At 64.4% G+C, this 18,478-nt stretch carries 19 protein-coding genes and 1 tRNA gene; 7 read left to right on the top strand and 13 right to left on the bottom strand.

Translation table 11 applies throughout. The features are described from left to right. Positions 1-55 precede the first annotated feature (55 nt). On the top strand, positions 56-1,597 hold the full coding sequence (locus ABIB95_RS19790) for an alkaline phosphatase D family protein (protein WP_354241365.1): 1,542 nt from the start codon (positions 56-58) through the stop codon (positions 1,595-1,597). Positions 1,598-1,621: 24 nt separating this feature from the next. On the opposite strand, the gene ABIB95_RS19785 is transcribed toward ABIB95_RS19790, so the two are convergent. Further along, positions 1,622-2,056: a response regulator gene (locus ABIB95_RS19785; RefSeq protein WP_354118429.1), complete on the bottom strand. Its 435-nt coding sequence runs from the start codon at positions 2,054-2,056 to the stop codon at positions 1,622-1,624. Between the two features lie 136 nt (positions 2,057-2,192). On the opposite strand from ABIB95_RS19785, the gene ABIB95_RS19780 reads away from it, so the two are divergent. The 3 genes from ABIB95_RS19780 (at position 2,193) to ABIB95_RS19770 (ending at position 6,508) form a co-directional block, all read left to right on the top strand. Next, on the top strand, positions 2,193-2,969 hold the full coding sequence (locus ABIB95_RS19780; protein WP_166105102.1) for a Crp/Fnr family transcriptional regulator: 777 nt from the start codon (positions 2,193-2,195) through the stop codon (positions 2,967-2,969). Positions 2,970-3,258: 289 nt separating this feature from the next. Further along, on the top strand, positions 3,259-5,085 hold the full coding sequence (gene typA / locus ABIB95_RS19775; protein WP_063980349.1) for a translational GTPase TypA: 1,827 nt from the start codon (positions 3,259-3,261) through the stop codon (positions 5,083-5,085). A gap of 175 nt (positions 5,086-5,260) precedes the next feature. Then, complete coding sequence (locus ABIB95_RS19770; protein ID WP_354241362.1) at positions 5,261-6,508, top strand: flavin monoamine oxidase family protein; 1,248 nt, start codon at positions 5,261-5,263, stop codon at positions 6,506-6,508. A 12-nt stretch (positions 6,509-6,520) separates the two neighbouring features. Here the strand turns inward: ABIB95_RS19770 and ABIB95_RS19765 are convergent, their stop codons facing one another. Genes ABIB95_RS19765 through ABIB95_RS19750 form a run of 4 tightly spaced genes read right to left on the bottom strand, consistent with a single transcriptional unit; the run spans position 6,521 to position 9,680 of the window. Beyond that, positions 6,521-6,928 carry a thiol-disulfide oxidoreductase DCC family protein gene (locus ABIB95_RS19765; RefSeq protein WP_354241360.1) on the bottom strand — a complete coding sequence of 136 codons (408 nt, stop codon included), beginning with the start codon at positions 6,926-6,928 and terminating at the stop codon, positions 6,521-6,523. A 60-nt stretch (positions 6,929-6,988) separates the two neighbouring features. Beyond that, complete coding sequence (locus ABIB95_RS19760; protein WP_354241358.1) at positions 6,989-8,308, bottom strand: SDR family oxidoreductase; 1,320 nt, start codon at positions 8,306-8,308, stop codon at positions 6,989-6,991. An 8-nt stretch (positions 8,309-8,316) separates the two neighbouring features. Then, positions 8,317-8,784, bottom strand: a complete 468-nt coding sequence (locus ABIB95_RS19755) for a DUF2269 family protein (RefSeq protein ID WP_208083874.1) — start codon at positions 8,782-8,784, stop codon at positions 8,317-8,319. Further along, positions 8,781-9,680 (bottom strand): dienelactone hydrolase family protein, encoded by a 900-nt coding sequence (locus ABIB95_RS19750; protein ID WP_354241355.1) that lies wholly within the window; start codon positions 9,678-9,680, stop codon positions 8,781-8,783. The genes ABIB95_RS19755 and ABIB95_RS19750 overlap by 4 nt, the downstream gene beginning before the upstream one ends. 261 nt (positions 9,681-9,941) lie before the next feature. On the opposite strand from ABIB95_RS19750, the gene ABIB95_RS19745 reads away from it, so the two are divergent. Together ABIB95_RS19745 and ppa are read left to right on the top strand one after the other, a co-directional pair. Beyond that, positions 9,942-10,451: a GNAT family N-acetyltransferase gene (locus ABIB95_RS19745; RefSeq protein WP_014490714.1), complete on the top strand. Its 510-nt coding sequence runs from the start codon at positions 9,942-9,944 to the stop codon at positions 10,449-10,451. Between the two features lie 178 nt (positions 10,452-10,629). Then, on the top strand, positions 10,630-11,166 hold the full coding sequence (ppa, locus tag ABIB95_RS19740; protein ID WP_014490715.1) for an inorganic diphosphatase: 537 nt from the start codon (positions 10,630-10,632) through the stop codon (positions 11,164-11,166). Between the two features lie 184 nt (positions 11,167-11,350). On the opposite strand, the gene folD is transcribed toward ppa, so the two are convergent. From folD to ABIB95_RS19725, 3 genes are read right to left on the bottom strand one after another with little or no spacing between them, the layout of a single operon-like run. Further along, positions 11,351-12,235 carry a bifunctional methylenetetrahydrofolate dehydrogenase/methenyltetrahydrofolate cyclohydrolase FolD gene (folD, locus tag ABIB95_RS19735; RefSeq protein ID WP_354241353.1) on the bottom strand — a complete coding sequence of 295 codons (885 nt, stop codon included), beginning with the start codon at positions 12,233-12,235 and terminating at the stop codon, positions 11,351-11,353. Position 12,236: 1 nt separating this feature from the next. Then, a complete protein-coding gene (locus tag ABIB95_RS19730; RefSeq protein ID WP_354241351.1) occupies positions 12,237-12,605 on the bottom strand; it encodes a DUF167 domain-containing protein in 369 nt (122 codons plus the stop codon). 15 nt (positions 12,606-12,620) lie between these two features. Beyond that, positions 12,621-12,911 (bottom strand): YggT family protein, encoded by a 291-nt coding sequence (locus tag ABIB95_RS19725; protein ID WP_007598721.1) that lies wholly within the window; start codon positions 12,909-12,911, stop codon positions 12,621-12,623. Between the two features lie 184 nt (positions 12,912-13,095). Here ABIB95_RS19725 and ABIB95_RS19720 point away from each other — a divergent pair. Next, a tRNA-Ala gene (locus tag ABIB95_RS19720) sits at positions 13,096-13,171 on the top strand. A 125-nt stretch (positions 13,172-13,296) separates the two neighbouring features. Here the strand turns inward: ABIB95_RS19720 and ABIB95_RS19715 are convergent. The 5 genes from ABIB95_RS19715 to ABIB95_RS19695 all read right to left on the bottom strand — a co-directional run bounded on the left by ABIB95_RS19715 (position 13,297) and on the right by ABIB95_RS19695 (position 18,470). Continuing rightward, positions 13,297-14,109, bottom strand: a complete 813-nt coding sequence (locus ABIB95_RS19715) for an enoyl-CoA hydratase (protein ID WP_212484845.1) — start codon at positions 14,107-14,109, stop codon at positions 13,297-13,299. 125 nt (positions 14,110-14,234) lie between these two features. Then, positions 14,235-15,029 carry a glutamine amidotransferase gene (locus tag ABIB95_RS19710; protein ID WP_028169688.1) on the bottom strand — a complete coding sequence of 265 codons (795 nt, stop codon included), beginning with the start codon at positions 15,027-15,029 and terminating at the stop codon, positions 14,235-14,237. A gap of 191 nt (positions 15,030-15,220) precedes the next feature. Then, entirely contained in the window at positions 15,221-16,000 is a 780-nt protein-coding gene (locus ABIB95_RS19705; protein WP_085402998.1) for an SDR family NAD(P)-dependent oxidoreductase, read from the bottom strand. Between the two features lie 231 nt (positions 16,001-16,231). Continuing rightward, complete coding sequence (locus ABIB95_RS19700; protein WP_354241348.1) at positions 16,232-16,720, bottom strand: tellurite resistance TerB family protein; 489 nt, start codon at positions 16,718-16,720, stop codon at positions 16,232-16,234. Between the two features lie 340 nt (positions 16,721-17,060). Further along, on the bottom strand, positions 17,061-18,470 hold the full coding sequence (locus ABIB95_RS19695) for an adenylate/guanylate cyclase domain-containing protein (RefSeq protein WP_354241346.1): 1,410 nt from the start codon (positions 18,468-18,470) through the stop codon (positions 17,061-17,063). Between the last annotated feature and the right edge of the window lie 8 nt (positions 18,471-18,478).

The raw sequence follows: 18,478 nt of genomic DNA, 5'->3' as shown, positions 1-18,478 counted from the left end.
GGACCGTCCCGGAATGACGACGCGAGATGCGCACGAGACAAAAAGCGAAGCCGCCATGAACATCAAATTCTCCCGCCGCCGCTTCCTCACCACCAGCGCCGGCGCACTCGGCGCGATCGCGATGCCCCATCTCTCGCGCGCGGCCGACCGGCCGGCGGTTACGCATGGTGTGCAGTCCGGCGACGTCACGGTCGACGGTGGCGTGGTCTGGGCGCGCACTGACCGGCCATCGCAGATGCTGGTCGAGGTGGCCACGACCGAGTCCTTCAGGGATGCCCGCGTGCTGCCGCCGATCGCGGCGCTGCCGGAGAGCGACTTCACCGCGAAGATGCTGATCGAGAACCTGCCGGGCGGACAGGACATCTTCTATCGCGTCCGCTTTCGCGATCTCTCGCATACCGCGATCGAGGGCGAACCAGTGGTCGGCCGCTTCCGCACCGCGCCGGCCGACCGTCGCGACGTCAGCTTCGTCTGGGGCGGCGATGTCGCAGGGCAAGGCTGGGGCATCAATCCCGATGATGGCGGCATGTTCACCTTCTCCGCGATGCGCAAGCATCGGCCCGATTTCTTCCTGCATTCCGGCGACACGATCTATGCCGACGGTCCGATCGAATCCGAGGTGAAGCTCGCCGACGGCAAGACCTGGAAGAACGTCACCATCCCCGAGAAGGCCAAGGTCGCGGAGACGATGGACGAGTACCGCGCCGCGCACAAATACAATCTCACCGACGACAACGTCCGCGCCTTCAATGCCGAGGTGCCGATCTTCGTGCAGTGGGACGACCATGAAGTGACCAACAACTGGTCGCTGTCAAAGGAGTTGCCGGCGTCCTACAAGGTGCGCGACATCTCCCTGCTCGCAGCCCGCGCCGGCCGCGCCTTTCACGAGATGTATCCGATGCGGGAGAGCATCGTTGAGCCGGGCCGCGTCTATCGCCAGATCTCCTACGGCCCGCATCTCGACGTGTTCGTGCTCGACGAGCGCAGCTATCGCGGCCCGAACGGCGCCAATCTCGAAACCGCTTACGGGCCCGCGAGCTATTTTCTCGGCCCGGACCAGATCGCCTGGCTCAAGCGCGGCCTTCTGAATTCGCGTGCGACTTGGAAGGTGATCGCCTCCGACATGCCTATCAGTCTCGTCGTATCGGACACGCCGAAGGGCGGATCGGAAGCCATTGCGCAGGGCGACGGCCCGGTGCGCGGCCGCGAGTTCGAGATCGCCGACATCCTGCGCTTCATCAAGATGGCGCCGATCAACAACACGGTGTGGCTGACCGCGGACGTGCACTACGCCGCCGCGCATTATTACGATCCGAACAAGGCGCAATTCCAGGAGTTCGAGCCGTTCTGGGAATTCGTCTCGGGCCCGCTGCATGCGGGCACCTTTGGTCCAAATGCGCTCGACAACACCTTTGGGCCGGAGGTGCGTTTCGTCAAAGCGCCGGGCAAGGACAACCAGAACCTGCCGCCGTCCGCAGGCATGCAGTTCTTCGGTCACGTCAAGATCGACGGCGCATCCGGCCAGATGACGGTGACCTTGCGCGACCGCGCCGACGTCGCGCTGTGGTCGACCACGCTCGATCCGAAATCTGCCTGAAGCCGGGAGAACGCCGACGGGCGATCAGGCGCCGCGCGAGCGCAGCGCGGCCTCCAGCGCTTCGCTCGAACAGGGCTTTTGCAGCCGCGGCCGCGTCTTGAATTCGGGAGCGATCCGATCCTCGGCGCCGTAGCCCGTCACGAAGACGAAGGGAATCTGCGCAGCCGCCAGCCGGTCGGCGACGGCAAAGCTTTTCTCGCGGCCGAGCTCGACGTCGAGTAGCGCGAAATCCGGCGCGCGCGCTGCGATCGCCGCCAGCGCCTGCGCCACCGACCCCACGGTGCGCACGCTCCTCACGCCAAATCCGAGCAGGCGATCCTCGAAATCGATCGCAATGATCGGATCGTCCTCAACGATCAGAACATCGGAAGGAATGCCGGCAGAGCCGTCCGGGGGAGCAGGTATCATGATGGTGGAAATCGAGGGCTGCATGTTCTTACCGATCAAGGACAGCCTCATCCCGACGCCTGCGCCCAGCGCATCGGAGGGTTCCCGGAACGAAACTCACCACAGAACAGTTTTCACGTCTGTCCACTTGTGCACACAGCCCATGATCGGACCTCGCTAGTGTTGAAAGGAGAGCAGGGGATTTACGATGGACGCGCGTATCAGCAAGACAACCGAAGTCGGCAGCCGGCCGGCCAACAATCTGCTGCGGCGCTTGAGTCCGGCTGACTACGCGCTGCTGGCACCGCACGTCACCCTGGACACCGCCGGGCCCAACGAGCTGCTCTACAGTCCCGGCGACGATGTCCAGGTCGTGCACTTTCCCTGCGGGCCGTCGCTCGCGACATTTCTCGTTCCCAATGAGGACGGCCGCGACGTCGAGACCATCCTGGTCGGACGCGAAGGCGCGGTGGGCGGCATCGTCAGCGAGGGATTTCTGCCGGCCTATACCCGCATCTGCGTGAAATTCGGCGGACCATTCGCGCGCATTCACGTCGCCAAGCTGGACGCTGCCAAGATGCGCTCGGCCTCGCTGCGCAACATTTTCGCCCGCTATGCCGACTGCATGCTGGCGCAGATGTTCCAGTCCACCGCCTGCAACGCCATCCACTCCATCGAACAGCGTACGGCCAAGTGGATCATCGCGGCGATGGAGCGGACCGGCGACGAGAGCAGCGTGCCGCTGACGCATGAGCAGCTCGCGACGCTGCTCGGGGTCGGCCGCAGCTATGCGAGCCGCGTGCTCCAGTCGTTCAAGGCCGAGGGCGTGCTCGATACAAGACGCGGCGCGATCCTGGTCCGCAATCTCGACGGCCTGCGCTTGCGCGCCTGCCTGTGCAACGACGCGGTGAAGATGCACTTCGAGGAGGTGCTGCGCGGGGTCTATCCGACCGAGGAGACCAGCCCCGGCTCGGCGCAGGGCTGATCGAGGCCCCGTCCCCGAGCAAAGGCCGGTTTGGTGCTGAATTTACCCTAACCCCCGGAGATTCCCGGACAAAATTCAGTCAACCAACCAGCAAAGAACACATTGTTTTTTGGCGGTTTTTGCATATATTGCGCCGCAACGCGTAGGGTGCCTGGTCGAGATGGCCGGGCGGCCCTTTTTGGGCGGAAAGCGCCCGTTTCCAGTCTTCCAGCGTTGTTTCGAGAAGAGGTCCCGGTCCGACCGGCGAGATCGCGCTTAACCCATTGTCCGACCGCAAAGAAGCTCACTCATGAACCTCCGTAACGTCGCCATCATCGCCCACGTCGACCACGGCAAGACGACCCTGGTCGACAAACTCCTCCAGCAATCCGGTACGTTCCGCGAGAACCAGAAGGTGACGGATCGCGCCATGGACTCCAACGATCTGGAGCGTGAGCGCGGGATCACCATCCTGGCCAAGGCGGCCTCGGTGCAGTGGAAGGACACCCGCGTCAACATCGTCGACACCCCTGGCCACGCCGATTTCGGTGGTGAGGTCGAGCGCATCCTGAACATGGTGGACGGCGCCCTGGTGCTGGTCGACGCCGCCGAAGGCCCGCTGCCGCAGACCAAATTCGTGGTCTCCAAGGCGCTCAAGGTCGGCCTCAAGCCGATCGTCGTCATCAACAAGGTCGACCGCCCCGACGCGCGCCCGACCGAAGTCATCAACGAGGTGTTCGACCTGTTCGCGGCGCTCGACGCCAGCGAGGAGCAGCTCGACTTCCCGATCCTGTACGGGTCGGCCAAGCAGGGCTGGATGGCCGAAAGCCCCGAAGGTCCGCAGGACAAGGGCATGGAGCCGCTGTTCGACCTGATCCTGCGCCACGTCGCACCGCCGACGGTCGAGGAAGGCCCGTTCAGGATGATCGGTACCATCCTGGAGGCCAATCCCTATCTCGGCCGCATCATCACCGGTCGCATCTCGTCGGGCGTGCTCAAGCCGAACCAGCAGGTCAAGGTGCTGCATGCCGACGGCAAGCTGGTCGAGTCCGGGCGCATCACCAAGATCCTGGCATTCCGCGGTCTCGAGCGCACGCCGCTCGATGAAGCCGAAGCCGGCGACATCGTCGCCATTGCCGGCCTGACCAAGGGCACCGTCGCCGACACCTTCTGCGATCCGACCGTCGAGGTGCCGCTGCCAGCGCAGCCGATCGACCCGCCGACCGTGTCGATGTCGTTCATCGTCAACAACTCCCCGCTCGCCGGCACTGAAGGCGACAAGGTGACGAGCCGCATGATCCGCGACCGTCTGCTGCGCGAAGCCGAAGGCAACGTCGCGCTGCGCGTCGTCGAGGCCTCCGACAAGGATGCGATGGAAGTCTCGGGCCGCGGCGAATTGCAGCTCGCGATCCTGATCGAGACCATGCGCCGCGAAGGCTTTGAGCTCTCGGTGTCGCGCCCGCGCGTCGTCTACCAGAAGGACGAGGCGACCGGTGCCACCATGGAGCCGATCGAGGAAGTCGTGATCGACGTCGACGAGGAGCATTCCGGCGTCGTCGTGCAGAAGATGAGCGAGCGCAAGTCCGAGCTGGTCGAGATGAAGCCCTCCGGCGGCAACCGCCTGCGCCTGGTGTTCTACGCGCCGACCCGCGGCCTGATCGGCTATCAGGGCGAACTGCTCACCGACACCCGCGGCACCGCGATCATGAACCGCCTGTTCCACGGTTATGCGCCGTACAAGGGCGAGATTCAGGGCCGCCGCAACGGCGTGCTGATCTCCAACGACCAGGGCGAAGCGGTGGCCTACGCCATGTTCAAGCTGGAAGACCGCGGCCCGATGATGATCGAGCCGGGCTGGAAGGTCTACAAGGGCATGATCGTCGGCGAGCACACCCGCGACAACGATCTCGAGATCAACGTGCTCAAGGGCAAGCAGCTCACCAACATCCGCACCACGTCCAAGGACGAAGCGGTGCGCCTGACCCCGCCGATCCGCATGACGCTGGAAAAGGCGCTCGCCTATATCGAGGACGACGAGCTCGTCGAGGTCACCCCGAAGTCGATCCGCCTGCGCAAGAAGCACCTCGACCCGAACGAGCGCAAGCGCGCGGAAAAGTCCAAGGAAGCGGTGGCGTAAGGGCCACCGTTCTCAACGCTGTCATGCCCCGGCTTGACCGGGGCATCCAGTACGCCGCGGCTTATCGGTTCAACCACAAATGTCTCTGGAATACTGGATCACCCGCTTCCGCGGGTGATGACAGCTGTGCGCGTGGCGACTTCAGCGCTCTTCGCGAACGTGCTAGAGCCCGCTCATGACCTCCCTGCCCTCGTCCGTCAACGTCGCGATCATCGGCGCCGGCGCAGCCGGCCTCGGCGCGGCGCATGCGCTGGCTGGCTCCGGCCTCTCCGTGATCGTGCTGGAGGCGCGCGACCGGATTGGCGGACGCGCCTGGACCGTGCGGGCCTCGCCTGAGGTGACCTTCGACGTCGGCTGCGGCTGGCTGCACTCGGCCGACAAGAATTCCTTCGTCGCAATCGCCAAACAGCTTGATTTCGAGGTCAACAAGGACCTGCCGCCCTGGCGCGAGCGCGCCTTCGGCAACGCGTTTCCGCAGGCCGAGCGCGACGATTTCATGCGCGCGATGGACGCATTCTACGAGCGCCTGTGGCAGGCCGCGCAAAAGGGCAAGGACGAACCCGCGAGCGTGAGCCTCGATCCGGGCAATCGCTGGAATCCCATGATCGACGCGGTCTCGACCTACATCAACGGCTGCGAACTGAAGGACATGTCGACACTGGACTGGGACGCCTACGAGGACAGCGACCTCAACTGGCGCGTCCGCCGTGGCTATGGCGCACTGGTCGCGGCCTACGGCGCGCCGTACCCGGTGGCCCTGGGCTGCAATGTCACGCTGATCGATCATTCCGGCCAGCGCCTCCGCATCGAGACATCGCAGGGTACGCTGACCGCCGACAAGGTGATCGTCACCGTTCCGACCAATCTCATCGCCGATGAGGCGATCCGCTTCACACCGCCGCTGCCCGCCAAGGTCGATGCGGCGGCCGGCCTGCCGCTCGGCGTCGACGACAAGGTGACGCTGGCGCTCGACGATGCAGAAGCCTTTCCGAAAGAGGGCAATCTGCGCGGTGCCACCATGCGCACCGAGATGGGCACCTACCACATCCGCCCGTTCGGCCAGCCCTGCATCGAGGGTTTTTTCGGCGGCAGCTTCGCCCGCGAGCTGGAAGACGCCGGCGACGGCGCCATCGCCGCGCACAGCATCGACGAGATCGCAGGCTTCCTCGGCAACGACATCCGGCGAAAGCTCAAGCCGCTCTACGAGTCGCGCTGGGCCCACGACCCCTTCGCGAGAGGATCGTATTCACACGCACTGCCAGGGCACGCTGGAGACCGCGCGGTGCTGGCAGCGCCGGTGGATGGGCGGCTGTTCTTCGCGGGAGAAGCGACGTCACCAAGCTTCTTCACGACGGCGCATGGCGCCAGGGACAGCGGGGAGCGCGCGGCGAAGGAAGTGCTGGCGGCTTCAGGCAAGCGCTAACCGCGAGCTACGTCACTCAATCACCCGCGCCCGCAATTCGGCATCGGGCACAAAGCACGCATCATACTTCCCGAAGATGCGGTAGCGGTTGCGCGCGATGAGGCTGTACACGGGGTCTCGTAGCAGTTTTGGCACGGCGAACAACGCGCGCACCCAACGCCATCCCGGCAGATGCGACAGCACGGTCAGCGCGGCGTCGGACTTCATAAAGACCTCTCCGTCATGAACCACGGCATTGGTGTCGGGATCGTCAGGATCGATGCCAAACGTACGTGCAAGCCGGGCCCCATAATCCGACTGGATCGGCGTGAAACGAAATCGCCTCGCCGTGTCTCGCTGGGCGACGAAGCGCACCCAGCGCGAGCAGAAGATGCAGACGCCGTCGAACAGGATCACGTCATCGTCGGGCCATTTGCTCATCAGTCTCTCTATCTTACGCGTTTTCTTCACGCGAACCGGAATCCACTTCGCTCGAAAACACTATCGATTATCCAGCATCAGCAGCGCGACCAGCATCAGCACGATCGCCGGTCCTGTCTTCACCAGCGCGCCGAGCGGCTCGATCCAGAGGTCGGGCGTGAGGGTAGCCGCGCCAACCATATAGCCGAGCGAGGCGACGATGCCAGCGAGCAGGCCGATCGCAGCAGTACGTCGGAAGGCGATCAGCGCGCCGATGCTCATGTCCATCAGGCTGGTGCCGATGGTGATGGGATCGACCAGCGCGGGCGGGAAGTTGTGCGCACTCAAAATTCCGGCGGCGGCGCGGTAGGAGACGAACAGGGCGATGAAGCCGGAGACGAGCCAGAACGCGACCAGGCTGGCGAAGATCAGCGCCTTGATCAGGAACAGCCGCGCGAACCATTTGTCCTGGATGGTGGCAGGATGGCGCCCGATCGTATCAGTCAACGTCTTCGGCGCGATGCCCGTGGCGGCGATCCAGGCGGAGGGATCGCCAGTCACGCCGCGGCGCAGCTCGGCGATGGCGGTGGAGCGCATCGGCGGCATCCAGCCGAGATAATTGGCGAGATCGCCGATTTTCGCGCCGAGATCGAGCATGAAGGACGGCATCGCGAGGCGCGGCCAGCCGGCCATGCCGAAGGCGTGGCGGAACTGCTTGATGACGCCGGCCATGGTGACCGGCTCGGCCTGCATCAGGTCCCACGTCACGGCTTTGACGGAGGCGTCGTCGATATCGCGCGCGGCGAGCCAGGCGATGGTGGCCGAAATGTCCTCGACTGCGACGGACTGGAATGGCGTCGACATCTCCTTCTGCGGCAGGTCGAGCGGGAAGGCGGCGAGCGCACGCAGCATGGCGCTGCCGCCATAGGCTGACGGAGCGACCACGAAGCCTGGCCGCAGGATCGCGTGGGGAATGCCGGAGGCTGCAACCAGGCGTTCGGCCTCGCGCTTGGTTGTCGCGAAGGCGGTGCGATCCGCCTCCGCGGTCCCGGGGATCGAGATGTGCACCAGCCGGATCGCGCGGCCGCTGTCGGCGATCGCCTCAAGCAGACGCGCGACGAAATCGCGATGCACCGCGCTCGTGTCGCTGCCGGGACCGTCCTGCAGCACGCCGAGACAGTTCACGACGACGTCGCCGGCGTGCTCGCGGAAGAGGCGCATCAGCGCGGCTGCATCGAGCGACAGGATCGGCTGCTCGATGTCCAGCGCGCTCATCTTCTGCGCGGGCGACAGGCTGCGTGCGACGCCGACCACGCGAAATCCGCGCACGCGCAGATCGTCGGTGACGAAGCGCCCGATCAGGCCGGAGGCGCCGAGCACCAAAACGGTTTGCTGGGTCATCGCATCTCTCAAAACGGTTTCGCGATCATCAGCCACAGGATCAACATCGTCGCGCCGAAGCCGGGGAAACCGAACGCGAACCAGCGGCGGTAGAGCACGAAGTAGCGTTCAGGCAGAGCGCCGCGCTGCTCGGCCGCCTTGCGTGCGAGATCTCGCATCTCGATCTGCATGAAGACGACGGGGACCCAGAACAGGCCCGCAAAGACATAGAGCCCAAGCGAGGCCAGCAACCAACGCTCCGTGATCGGCATGGCCGAAAGCATCATCAGCAGGCCGCCCGTCACTGGCTGGAGGATCACGGCCGACAGCGTGAAGATCGCATCCGCAATCACCACCACCGAAGCGGTGCGCGCGATGAATTCGGCGTCGTTCGTGCGATGCGCCATCAGCATGAAGAAGGCGATGCCGGTGCCGGTGCCGAGAATGACGATGGCGCCCAGCACATGGAGGTATTTGACCAGGAGATACAGCGTCATGGCTTCTTGGCCGCCGCAGGTTTGGCCGGGTTCAGCGCAAGCCCGAGCTCGCGGCTGGCGGCTTTGACGCCGGCTTCGCTCTCGATCATCCAATGCCCCTCGCTGCCGACGGCCGGCAATGTGCGGAAGTCCACCTTGCCGCCTCCGCCGCGAAACGCATCCGCCAATTGCCGCGAGAACGCCGGCGCGAAATAGCTGTCATTGGTCGCCACGAGCCATGTGACGGGAATGCGCGCCGCCTTGCCGAACTCGGCCGCCGCGGCGAGAAGCGTCTGCGGCGCGCAGATCCGGTTCGGTTCGTCATTGGCGTGGCCACCGCGCCCCGGCGCAAACACGATGATCGCGGAGATCGCGTTCGGATCGGCGTTCGCGAGCGCCAACGCCCCCCAACCGCCGGCGGAATGGCCGAGCACGACGGCCGAGTCTTGGCGAACGAAATCCTGCTTTCGCAAAAAATCCAGCGCGAGCGGAATTTCGGCGGCCGTCGCGCGCCCCGAACGCGCGTAATCCGCCTCGTCGCAGCCGCCCTGGTCCTCGACATAGCGGCCGCCGGTCGCACCATGGCCGAGCCGCTCCGGCACCAGCACGGCGAAGCCGTGCGCGACGAGAAACGCGACTAGCGCGCGGTATTCAGGCTGCGGCATTTGCGCCCGGCGCAGCACATTCTGCGTCGAGGCATGTGCGATCACCGCAAGCCGGAACGGACCGGCGCCGACGGGGCGAAACAGCAGCGCATGCGCGGCAATGTCGGTATCCGGCGACGGCACGCGCCATTGTTGCCGGCGAAACGGCTCGCCCTCCTCACCCGATGACCCAAACGTGACCTGTGCGCACAGAGGCGACGCCATCAGCAAGGGCAGCAGAGGCAGGAGGGCGAAGATGTTGAAGAGGCGCATGAATCGCCGCAGGCGAACACGGACAGCGACGGATCTGCAGGAACGAATCATTTTCGGCGGACTTTTTGCGTTGCCATCGCGGTTCATTGGTTGCCGCAGGGCAGTTTTGCACCGGCAATGGCAGGCCGGTGCCGTTCGAAATGGCGTCTTGTCTTCTTTCGGTACAACATGGTTAAAATACTGATGCACAAAATCCACACGTTAACCGATAATTAACGATAGGTCTTGCCGCCGGCGCGGCGACTTGGTTTGATCGTCTCCATGAGCACAACCCTGATCGAGGTCCGGCCGGCCAAAGCTGCAGATGCAACTGCGGTGGCGTCCACCCATGACGAAGCCTGGCGCTCCGCCTATCAGGGCATCATTCCCGGCGGCGAACTGGAAAAGCTGATCAACCGCCGCGGTCCGCAGTGGTGGGACAGTGCGATTCGCAAAGGCAGCCGCGTCAGCGTGCTCGTGTTCGGCGACAAGATCGCCGGCTATGCCAATTACGGCCGCAACCGCGCCCGCAGCCTGCACTTCGACGGCGAGATCTACGAGCTCTATCTGCGTCCGGAATTCCAGGGTCTCGGCTTCGGCCGCCGCCTGTTCACCGCAGCCCGCCGCGACCTGATGCAGAGCGGCCTGAAGAGCATGGTGGTGTGGGCGCTCTCGGACAACGATCCGGCGACCGAGTTCTACCGCGCCTTGGGCGGCCGCATGGTGGCGCGCTCCTCCGAGCGTTTCGGGCCGAAGTCGCTCGACAAGGTTGCCTTCGCTTGGACCAATTGAGCTGCTGAAAGTCTAGCCGGCAGCGCTTCCCATCCGTCGATACCGTTGCCTTTTGAGCCGGTAGTCGCTGGATTCATTATTTCACAAAAACACGATGGATTGGCGCGCCAAGCCCGCGTATGACAGCGCCAAAATCGCTGCCGGGCGCGATTTAACCTCGGCAACAACGGAGCCTTGAATGCGTATCGATGCGGTCTCGATCGGAAAAAACGTACCCCACGACGTCAACGTCATCATCGAAGTCCCCGTGGGCGGCGAACCGATCAAATACGAGATGGACAAGGAAGCCGGCACGCTCGTTGTCGACCGCTTCCTCTACACGCCGATGCGTTACCCCGGTAACTACGGCTTCATCCCGCACACGCTGTCCGATGATGGCGATCCCTGCGACGTGCTGATCATCAACACCCGCGCCATCATCCCCGGCGCCGTCATGAGCGTGCGCCCGGTCGGCGTGCTGTTCATGGAAGACGAAGCCGGCGGCGACGAGAAGATTCTCGCGGTGCCGTCGTCGAAGCTGACGCAGCGCTACGACAAGGTGAAGTCGTACTCCGACCTGCCCGACATCACGCTGCAGCAGATCCAGCACTTCTTCGAGCACTACAAGGATCTCGAGAAGGGCAAGTGGGTGAAGATTTTGCGCTGGGGCGGCCCGGAAGACGCCCAGAAGCTGATCCTCGAAGGCATCGAGCGCGAGAAGAAAAAGAAGGCGTGAGCTCTGCTCCCTCGCCCCGCTTGCGGGGCCGCGACGAGCTTCGCTCGCGCTGAGAGGGTCGGGGTGAGGGGGAGTCTCCGCAAGGACGGTGAGACTTAGATTCGCGGACAGTCCCCCACACCCGGAATTCAAGCTACGCTTGAATTCCGACCTCTCCCCGCAAGCGGGGAGAGGTGAAGAAAACCTAAACCGCCGGCTTCGGCAGCCCTGCGATCGCGCAAGCCGCGCGCAGCGTATTCACCAGCAGGCAGGCGACCGTCATCTGGCCAACGCCACCCGGCACCGGCGTGATCGCGCCGGCAACGGCGAGTGCTTCCTGATAGGCGACATCACCGACGAGACGCGTCTTGCCGTCGTCCTTCGGGATGCGGTTGATGCCGATGTCGATCACGGTCGCGCCCGGCTTGAGCCAGTCGCCGCGCACCATCTCGGGCTTGCCGACCGCGGCATAGACGAGATCGGCGCGCTTCACGAGCCCGGGCAGATCGCGCGAGCGCGAATGCGCGATGGTCACCGTGGCATTCTCGTTGAGCAGCAATTGCACCAGCGGACGGCCGACCAGATTGGAGCGGCCGATGACGATGGCATTCATGCCTTCGAGCGAGCCGTGGACGCTCTTGGTCAGGATGATCGAACCGAGCGGCGTGCAGGGGGACAGCGCTTCAAAGCCGCCGGCGAGCCGGCCGGCATTGTTCGGATGCAGGCCGTCGACATCCTTGCGGGGATCGATGGCGTTGATGACGGCCTCGGTGTTCAGGCCCTTCGGCAGCGGCAACTGCACCAGAATGCCGTGCACGGCCGGATCGCGGTTGAGTTTTGCGACGACGGCCAGCAGATCGGCCTGCGACACGTCGGCCGGCAGCTTGTGCTCGAACGAGGCCATGCCGGCCGCCTGGGTCTGGGTGTGCTTGGAGCGGACATAGACCTCGCTGGCGGGGTCATTGCCGACCAGAACCACCGCGAGGCCCGGCACCAGATTGTGCTCGCGCTTGACGCGGGCAACCTCGTCAGCGACGCGCGCGCGGAGTTCCGCAGCGATGACTTTTCCATCGATGATCTTGGCCGTCATGTCAGTTCCCTTGGTCTGTCGGTTTGGCGTCTGCCGATCTGGCTTGGGCGAGCTTGCGCAGGGCTTCGCCGAGCCGCGCCGGATCGCCGTCGACCGCGATCTGCTTCAGCCGCGAGGTGGCACCGGATAGCAGCTTTACACTGGCCTTGGGGACGCCGAGCGATTTCGCCAATAGCACCAGAACGGCCTTGTTGGCCTCGCCGCCATCGGCGATCGCGCGCACCCGCACCTTGAGCACGCTGCGGCCGTCGGCCAATTGCTCGATCCCGTCGATGTCGTCGCGGCCGCCGCGCGGCGTCACCCGCAGCGCGATGCTGATTCCCGCGGCCGAATAGCGCCAGGGTTCCTTGAAGGCCTCTTTCGCAATCAAGGCGCTCCCGCCTGCTTAGATCACGTTCGGGTAGATGTAATACAGGATCACCCGCTCGATGAACATGATGAGCAGGATCAGGATGATCGGCGAGATATCGAGGCCGCCGAGGCTGGGCAGGAAATTGCGAATCGGCGCCAGCACCGGCTCGGTGATCCGGTACAGGAACTCCGCCACCGCCGAAACGAACTGGTTGCGGGTGTTCACGACGTTGAAAGCGATCAGCCAGGACAGGATCGCGGAGGCGATCAGCAGCCAGACGTAGAGGTCGAGCACGATGATGACGATGTCGAGAACGGCACGCATTGATGACTCTGGCTTTCGGTCGGGATTGACGCTTTTTGCTAGATATCGGTTCCCCCCGGCCCAAACAAGGGAAGTCGGTGCCGGGGATGGTTAAAACCGGGTCACACCCGTCCTTGACTTGACCTTGGCGGGGACTTAAATGGCGCCCGGTTGTCGGCCGCATTCACCAGAGCGGCCGCCAAACGGGGCCATAGCTCAGCTGGGAGAGCGCGTCGTTCGCAATGACGAGGTCGGCGGTTCGATCCCGCCTGGCTCCACCAGCCTTCGCTCGCTTCGCGAGCTACGGCTAGGCAAGCCAGCCGAGCTCCCTCGTAGCGAAGCGAGCGAAGGCTGTCCCGCCATAGCCCGAAGGGCGACGGCGGACCTTTTCCCCGAGTTCAGCCCCCTACTTCCCCGTAAACCTCGGCGGCCGCTTCTCCATGAAGCTCGCGACCCCCTCCCGGAAATCGCTGCCGTTCAACGCGACCATCATCTCGCGGTTCGCCTCGATCGTCGCCTCCGCCAGGGTCTGGAATGGCACCTCGTAGAGCTGCCGCTTGATCACGGCCATCGCGCTCGGCGAGACGAAATCGGCGAGGTCGCGCGCATAGGCGTAGGTCTCCTCGCGCAGCTTTTCCGGCGAGCAGAGCCGGTTGACCAGGCCGATCCGCAGCGCCTCTTCGCTCGACACGCGCCGGGCCGAGAGCAGCAAATCCATCGCATTGGCGTGGCCGACGATGCGCGGCAGCATCCAGGACATGCCATGCTCGGCGATCAGTCCGCGCCGCGCGAAGGCTGTCGTGAACACGGTATTGTCGGCGGCAAAGCGCAGGTCGCAATAAAGCGCGTGGACGAGGCCGATGCCGGCGGTCGCGCCGTTGAGCATGGCGATGACGGGCTTTCCGATCGACGGATAGAAGCCGTAGCGCGTCTGCCAGTCCGGCCGGCGGTTCATGTCGAAGGGCGGCAGGTTCGAGGCACGCCTGACGTCGTTGGGGTCGAGCCCCTTCAGCGCATCCATGTCGGCGCCGGCGCAGAAGGCGCGGCCCGCGCCGGTGAGCACGATGACGCGGACATTGTCATCGGCGCTCGATGCTTCCATCGCATGGCGCACGTCGCGCTCCATCGTCGGCGTCCACGCATTCATGCGATCAGGGCGATTGAGCGTGATGGTCGCGACCTTGTCGCTCACCTCATACAGAATGTGTTCATAGGCCATGACGCTCTCCCTGTGTTTGCCGGCACGCGTTCGCGCGCGCTCGTTAGGAACGAGCCTAGCATATCCAGGGATGAGGCAAGGGCTTGCGCCAAGGCCTTAGGTGAAGCACCTGCGCGAAGGCGCGATCACTCGGCGGCTTGCGCCAGCACCTGCCGGCGCGCCAGCCAGCCGTCGATGAAATGATCGAGCCAGGCCCGTTCCGCAACGTCGTACACTGCACGGTCCGCGAAATGATGATGCCGCTCGCGCGCGCCGGGCGCGCTAAGGCCATCATAGCCGCGCGTGGTCCAGCAATGCATCATCGCGCAGGTCACGTCAGGATGAAACTGCACCCCGAAAGCGTTGCCGGTGCGGAACGCCTGGATCGGAAAATCATCGCCTTCCGCAAGCAGCTCAGTGCCGACGGGCAGTTCAAATCCTTCGCGATGCCAGTGATAGACCTGTGCCGGCCAATTCGGGCAGAGCGCGTGGCCCGCGGCGGTCGGGCGGATCGGATAGTAGCCGATCTGGGTCAGCGCCTGCGCATGCGGTGCGACACGGGCCCCCAACTGCATCGCCAGCATCTGCGCGCCGAGGCAGATGCCGAGGAACGGTCGCTGTTCGCGAAGCGGAATTTCGATCCAGTCGATCTCGCGACGGATGTAGTCGTCGGGATCGTTGGCGCTCATCGGACCGCCGAAAAAAACAGCGCCGGCATGCTGATCGAGCGTATCGGGCAGGGGATCGCCGAAGCGGGGACGGCGAATGTCGAGGCGATGGCCGAGCGCGCGCAGCGCATTGCCGACGCGGCCGGGCGTCGAGGATTCCTGATGCAGGATGATCAGAACCGGCAACCGGGCTTCGGAGGCGGCGGCGCTCGGCGTCCTTCTTGGGAAGGGCACCAATTCTGCGCCACCAAACCTGTCCGTCCGGAACGACATGGCCTCTGCGAGTGCTATCGGTTCAGACCGCCAGCATAGCTAAGCGGTAGTTAACATCGTGTGAGTTCGCGCACACGCGTCCCGATTTTGAAGCAAGCTCCGGGCCACTACGGAGCTCTGAGCTTTCTTTAAAGCGTTTTCGAGCGAAGTGGATACCGGTTCGCGTAAAGAAAACGCGTCAAAACAAGAAATCAGTGCCTCTGCCTCTGGAACCGGCTGGTGGCGGACAGGATGAAGCCGCGCGGGAAGAAACGCAGCGCGAACGGCACGATCTTGATGCCGAGACCAGGCAGCACTGCCCGCTTGTTGGCCATCAGGCCTCGATAGGCCTGCTGCGCGACATCGGCGGCAGACACGTTGAGAAGAGTCGTGTCATGCCCGGACCCGACGCCGGCGCGCGCCTGGAATTCGGTGGGCACCGGACCCGGGCAAAGTACGGTGACGCGAACGCCGCGCGGCGCGAGCTCCGCCCGCAAGGCCTCGGTGAGGGAAATCACATAGGCCTTGGACGCGTAGTACACGGCCATGCCGGGGCCGGGCAGAAAGCCCGCGACCGATCCGACATTGAGAAGACCGCCCTTGTTCCTGATCAGCTGATCGGCAAAGCGCAGCGACAGATCCGTCAGAGCCCGCACGTTGACATCGACGATGCCTACCTGCTCGACACGGTCGCGCTCGATCGCATCGCCGAACACGCCGAAGCCGGCATTGTTGACGAGATGGTCGAGCTCGACGCCTTCGGCGGCGAGCGCGGCCGCTATCTTCTCGCCCGCATCTGCCTCCTGCAGGTCGCAGGCGATCACGATCGGCTTCTTGCCGCCCTTGGCGGCGAGCTCGTTCGCAAGCGCCTCCAGCCGGTCCGCCCGTCGCGCCGTCAGCGCGAGGCGATGCCCGTTGGCGGCGAACACACGCGCCAGCTCCGTGCCGATGCCCGCCGACGCACCGGTGATCAACGTTACCCGCTCAGTCACGATCGAAGTCTCTTGAATTGAAGTTTTTTGGCCCCGCAATGGCGGAACGAGAGCATAGGCCGAGCGCGAGAGGCAAGCGTCACCGGCAGCATGGCTGCTTGAGCGGGCAACAGGGAAGCAGGAAAACCACGGATTTTACGGGGAAATCCGGGGCCGGGCTGGCCGACGGGGGTATATTAAAGTTTCGTCATGTGGTCAGCACAACCGCCGATAATACCGCGTCGAGACGGCTCAACCCCCGACGGCACCGTCCTTGACCTGACCACCGGCGCGGTTTGCGACCGCATGCTTGAGGTCGATCCGGTCGCGCTGGGCGATCCCGAGCAGGTCGGAGGCACGCCAGACGACGTTGTCCTCGAACTCGGAGACCTGGCCATCGGCATAGACCAGCTCCCACATCATCTGGACGATGCGCTTGCGGCCCTCTTCGTCGAGCGAGCGCATGATGACACTGGTGAAGTGATAGAGGTCGACGGCCTCGCCCTCGACCTGGGTGGCGTCCGCGATCAGGCGATCCGCGGTGCCGCGATCCAGCCCGAAATGGTTTTCGATCAGGCTGTGCAGCTTGCGCTGCTCGTTTGCCGTCGGCTGGCCGTCCAGCGAGACCACGTGAACCAGCAGCGCGGTCGCCGCAAGCCGGTAATCGCTATCGCCGAATGCGCGGTCCCCGGCATGAGGGGCGACAATGTCAGCGATGAATTGGCGCAGGCCGTCGAGCATAGGATCCTACCAAAAACGATGAAGCCGCGGGAGTGCGGCCGCCACCAGCATTATATGAGCGGGAAACCCAACCGCCGCAACGTGCGTCAGCTCCGCGCGGGCATTACCTTTCAGCAATCTGGACGAGCTGGTTACCGTCATGACCGGGCTAGTCCCGGCCATCCACGCGCCACAGCGAAGCAAGAAATGGATGCCCGGGACTAGCCCGGGCATGACGACAGTGAGTGTGGCACGCACCTGTCTCCACATCGTCATTGCGAGCGCAGCGAAGCAATCCAGACTGCCTCACTGGAAAGACTCCGGATGCTCGCTAAGCTCGCAATGATCGGGAGTGCCATCCTCACGGTATCTCGTACACCACCATCTTGTCGGCGATGCCGCGCAGGGCCGCCTGCTTCTGGATCGGCTTGATCGCGCGCTGCTCGAGCACCTCGGCGACTGCGGGCGCATCGAGCACGGGGCCCGTGATGTGGATCTCCCGCGCCGTCGACAGGCTCTGGACGCGGGCGGCGATGTTGACGGTCTGGCCGAAATAATCCTGGCGTTCGTTGAGCATCACCGCAAGACACGGGCCTTCATGGATGCCGATCTTGACGATGAGATCGTCGGTGCCGCGCTGCCTGTTGAGCTCGTCCATAGCGGCCCGCATCCGCAGGCCCGCGACGATGGCGTGCTCCGGACGGACGAAGGTCGCCATCACGGCGTCGCCGATCGTCTTCACCACCGCGCCCTTCTCGGAGGAGATGATCTCGAGCAGCGCATGGAAATGCGCGCGCACGAGATCGAAGGCGGCGAGATCGCCGACGCGCTCGTAGAGCGCGGTCGAGCCCTTCAAATCGGTGAACAGGAATGTCAGCGACGTGATCTGGAGCCGCTGGTCGAGGCTGAGATTGTCCGCCTTGAAGACATCGCGAAACGTCTGGTTCGACAGCATGCGCTTGGCGGTGAGGAACGGCTTGCGCTTGCCGATGAGATGATGGAGCGCCTCGGCCGCGATGAACACCGACGGCAACACGCGCACGCCGGCCTGGTTCTCCAGCGACAGCCGCAGCGGCCCCGGCCGCATGGTCGTCGTCCCCGTCGGAGCCTGCACCTTGTTGTACATGATCGCGAACTTCTGGCGCTCCTTGGTCGGCTCGCCCTGGACGTCGATGAAATGGGCGGCGTGCGTCACCGGCTCGAAGATGATGATGAAGTCGCCCGGCAGTTGCAGCGACATGGTCGCTTTCTCGCCTGCCGGGAGCTCGAGCGTATCGAGCGTCACCTCGTTGGCGAGCGTCGCGAAGGATTCCTTGTTGAAGTCGACGCCGGAACTCCAGAATACCTGCTTGAAATATTCCCACACCGGAAGCGTATCGGGATCGTGCGCTGCGATGCGCCGCACGCGCGGATTGACGGTGAAGGAGACCTCGACCTGATCGTCGACCGACGCCTTGTAGCCGCAGGCGCAGAGCGCGCAGTGATAATCGTCCGGCTTGAGCGCCTTCAGCGTCGAATGGGCCCCCAGCACGCCGCCGCAGCCCGGACAGAGCACGTTCCAGCCGAGATCGAACAGTCCGAGCCGCGCCGAATGCAGGAAGGTGGAGATCGTGTGCTCTTCGTCGAGGCCATGCTGCCTGGAGAAATCGAGGACATTGACGCGGTTGAGCTCGTGATCCTCGCCGTCCTCGATGAGGCGCGCAATCGCGTCGACCACCTTGGCATCGGCGGTCTGCTTCAGAACGGAAAACTGGGCCTGGATGTCGCTCATGGCGGAGG

The organism is Bradyrhizobium sp. LA2.1, from assembly GCF_040547725.1.
Classification (GTDB): domain Bacteria; phylum Pseudomonadota; class Alphaproteobacteria; order Rhizobiales; family Xanthobacteraceae; genus Bradyrhizobium; species Bradyrhizobium barranii.
Note: the sequence above shows the minus strand (reverse complement) of the source record. Positions and strands in the feature narration are given on the sequence as shown.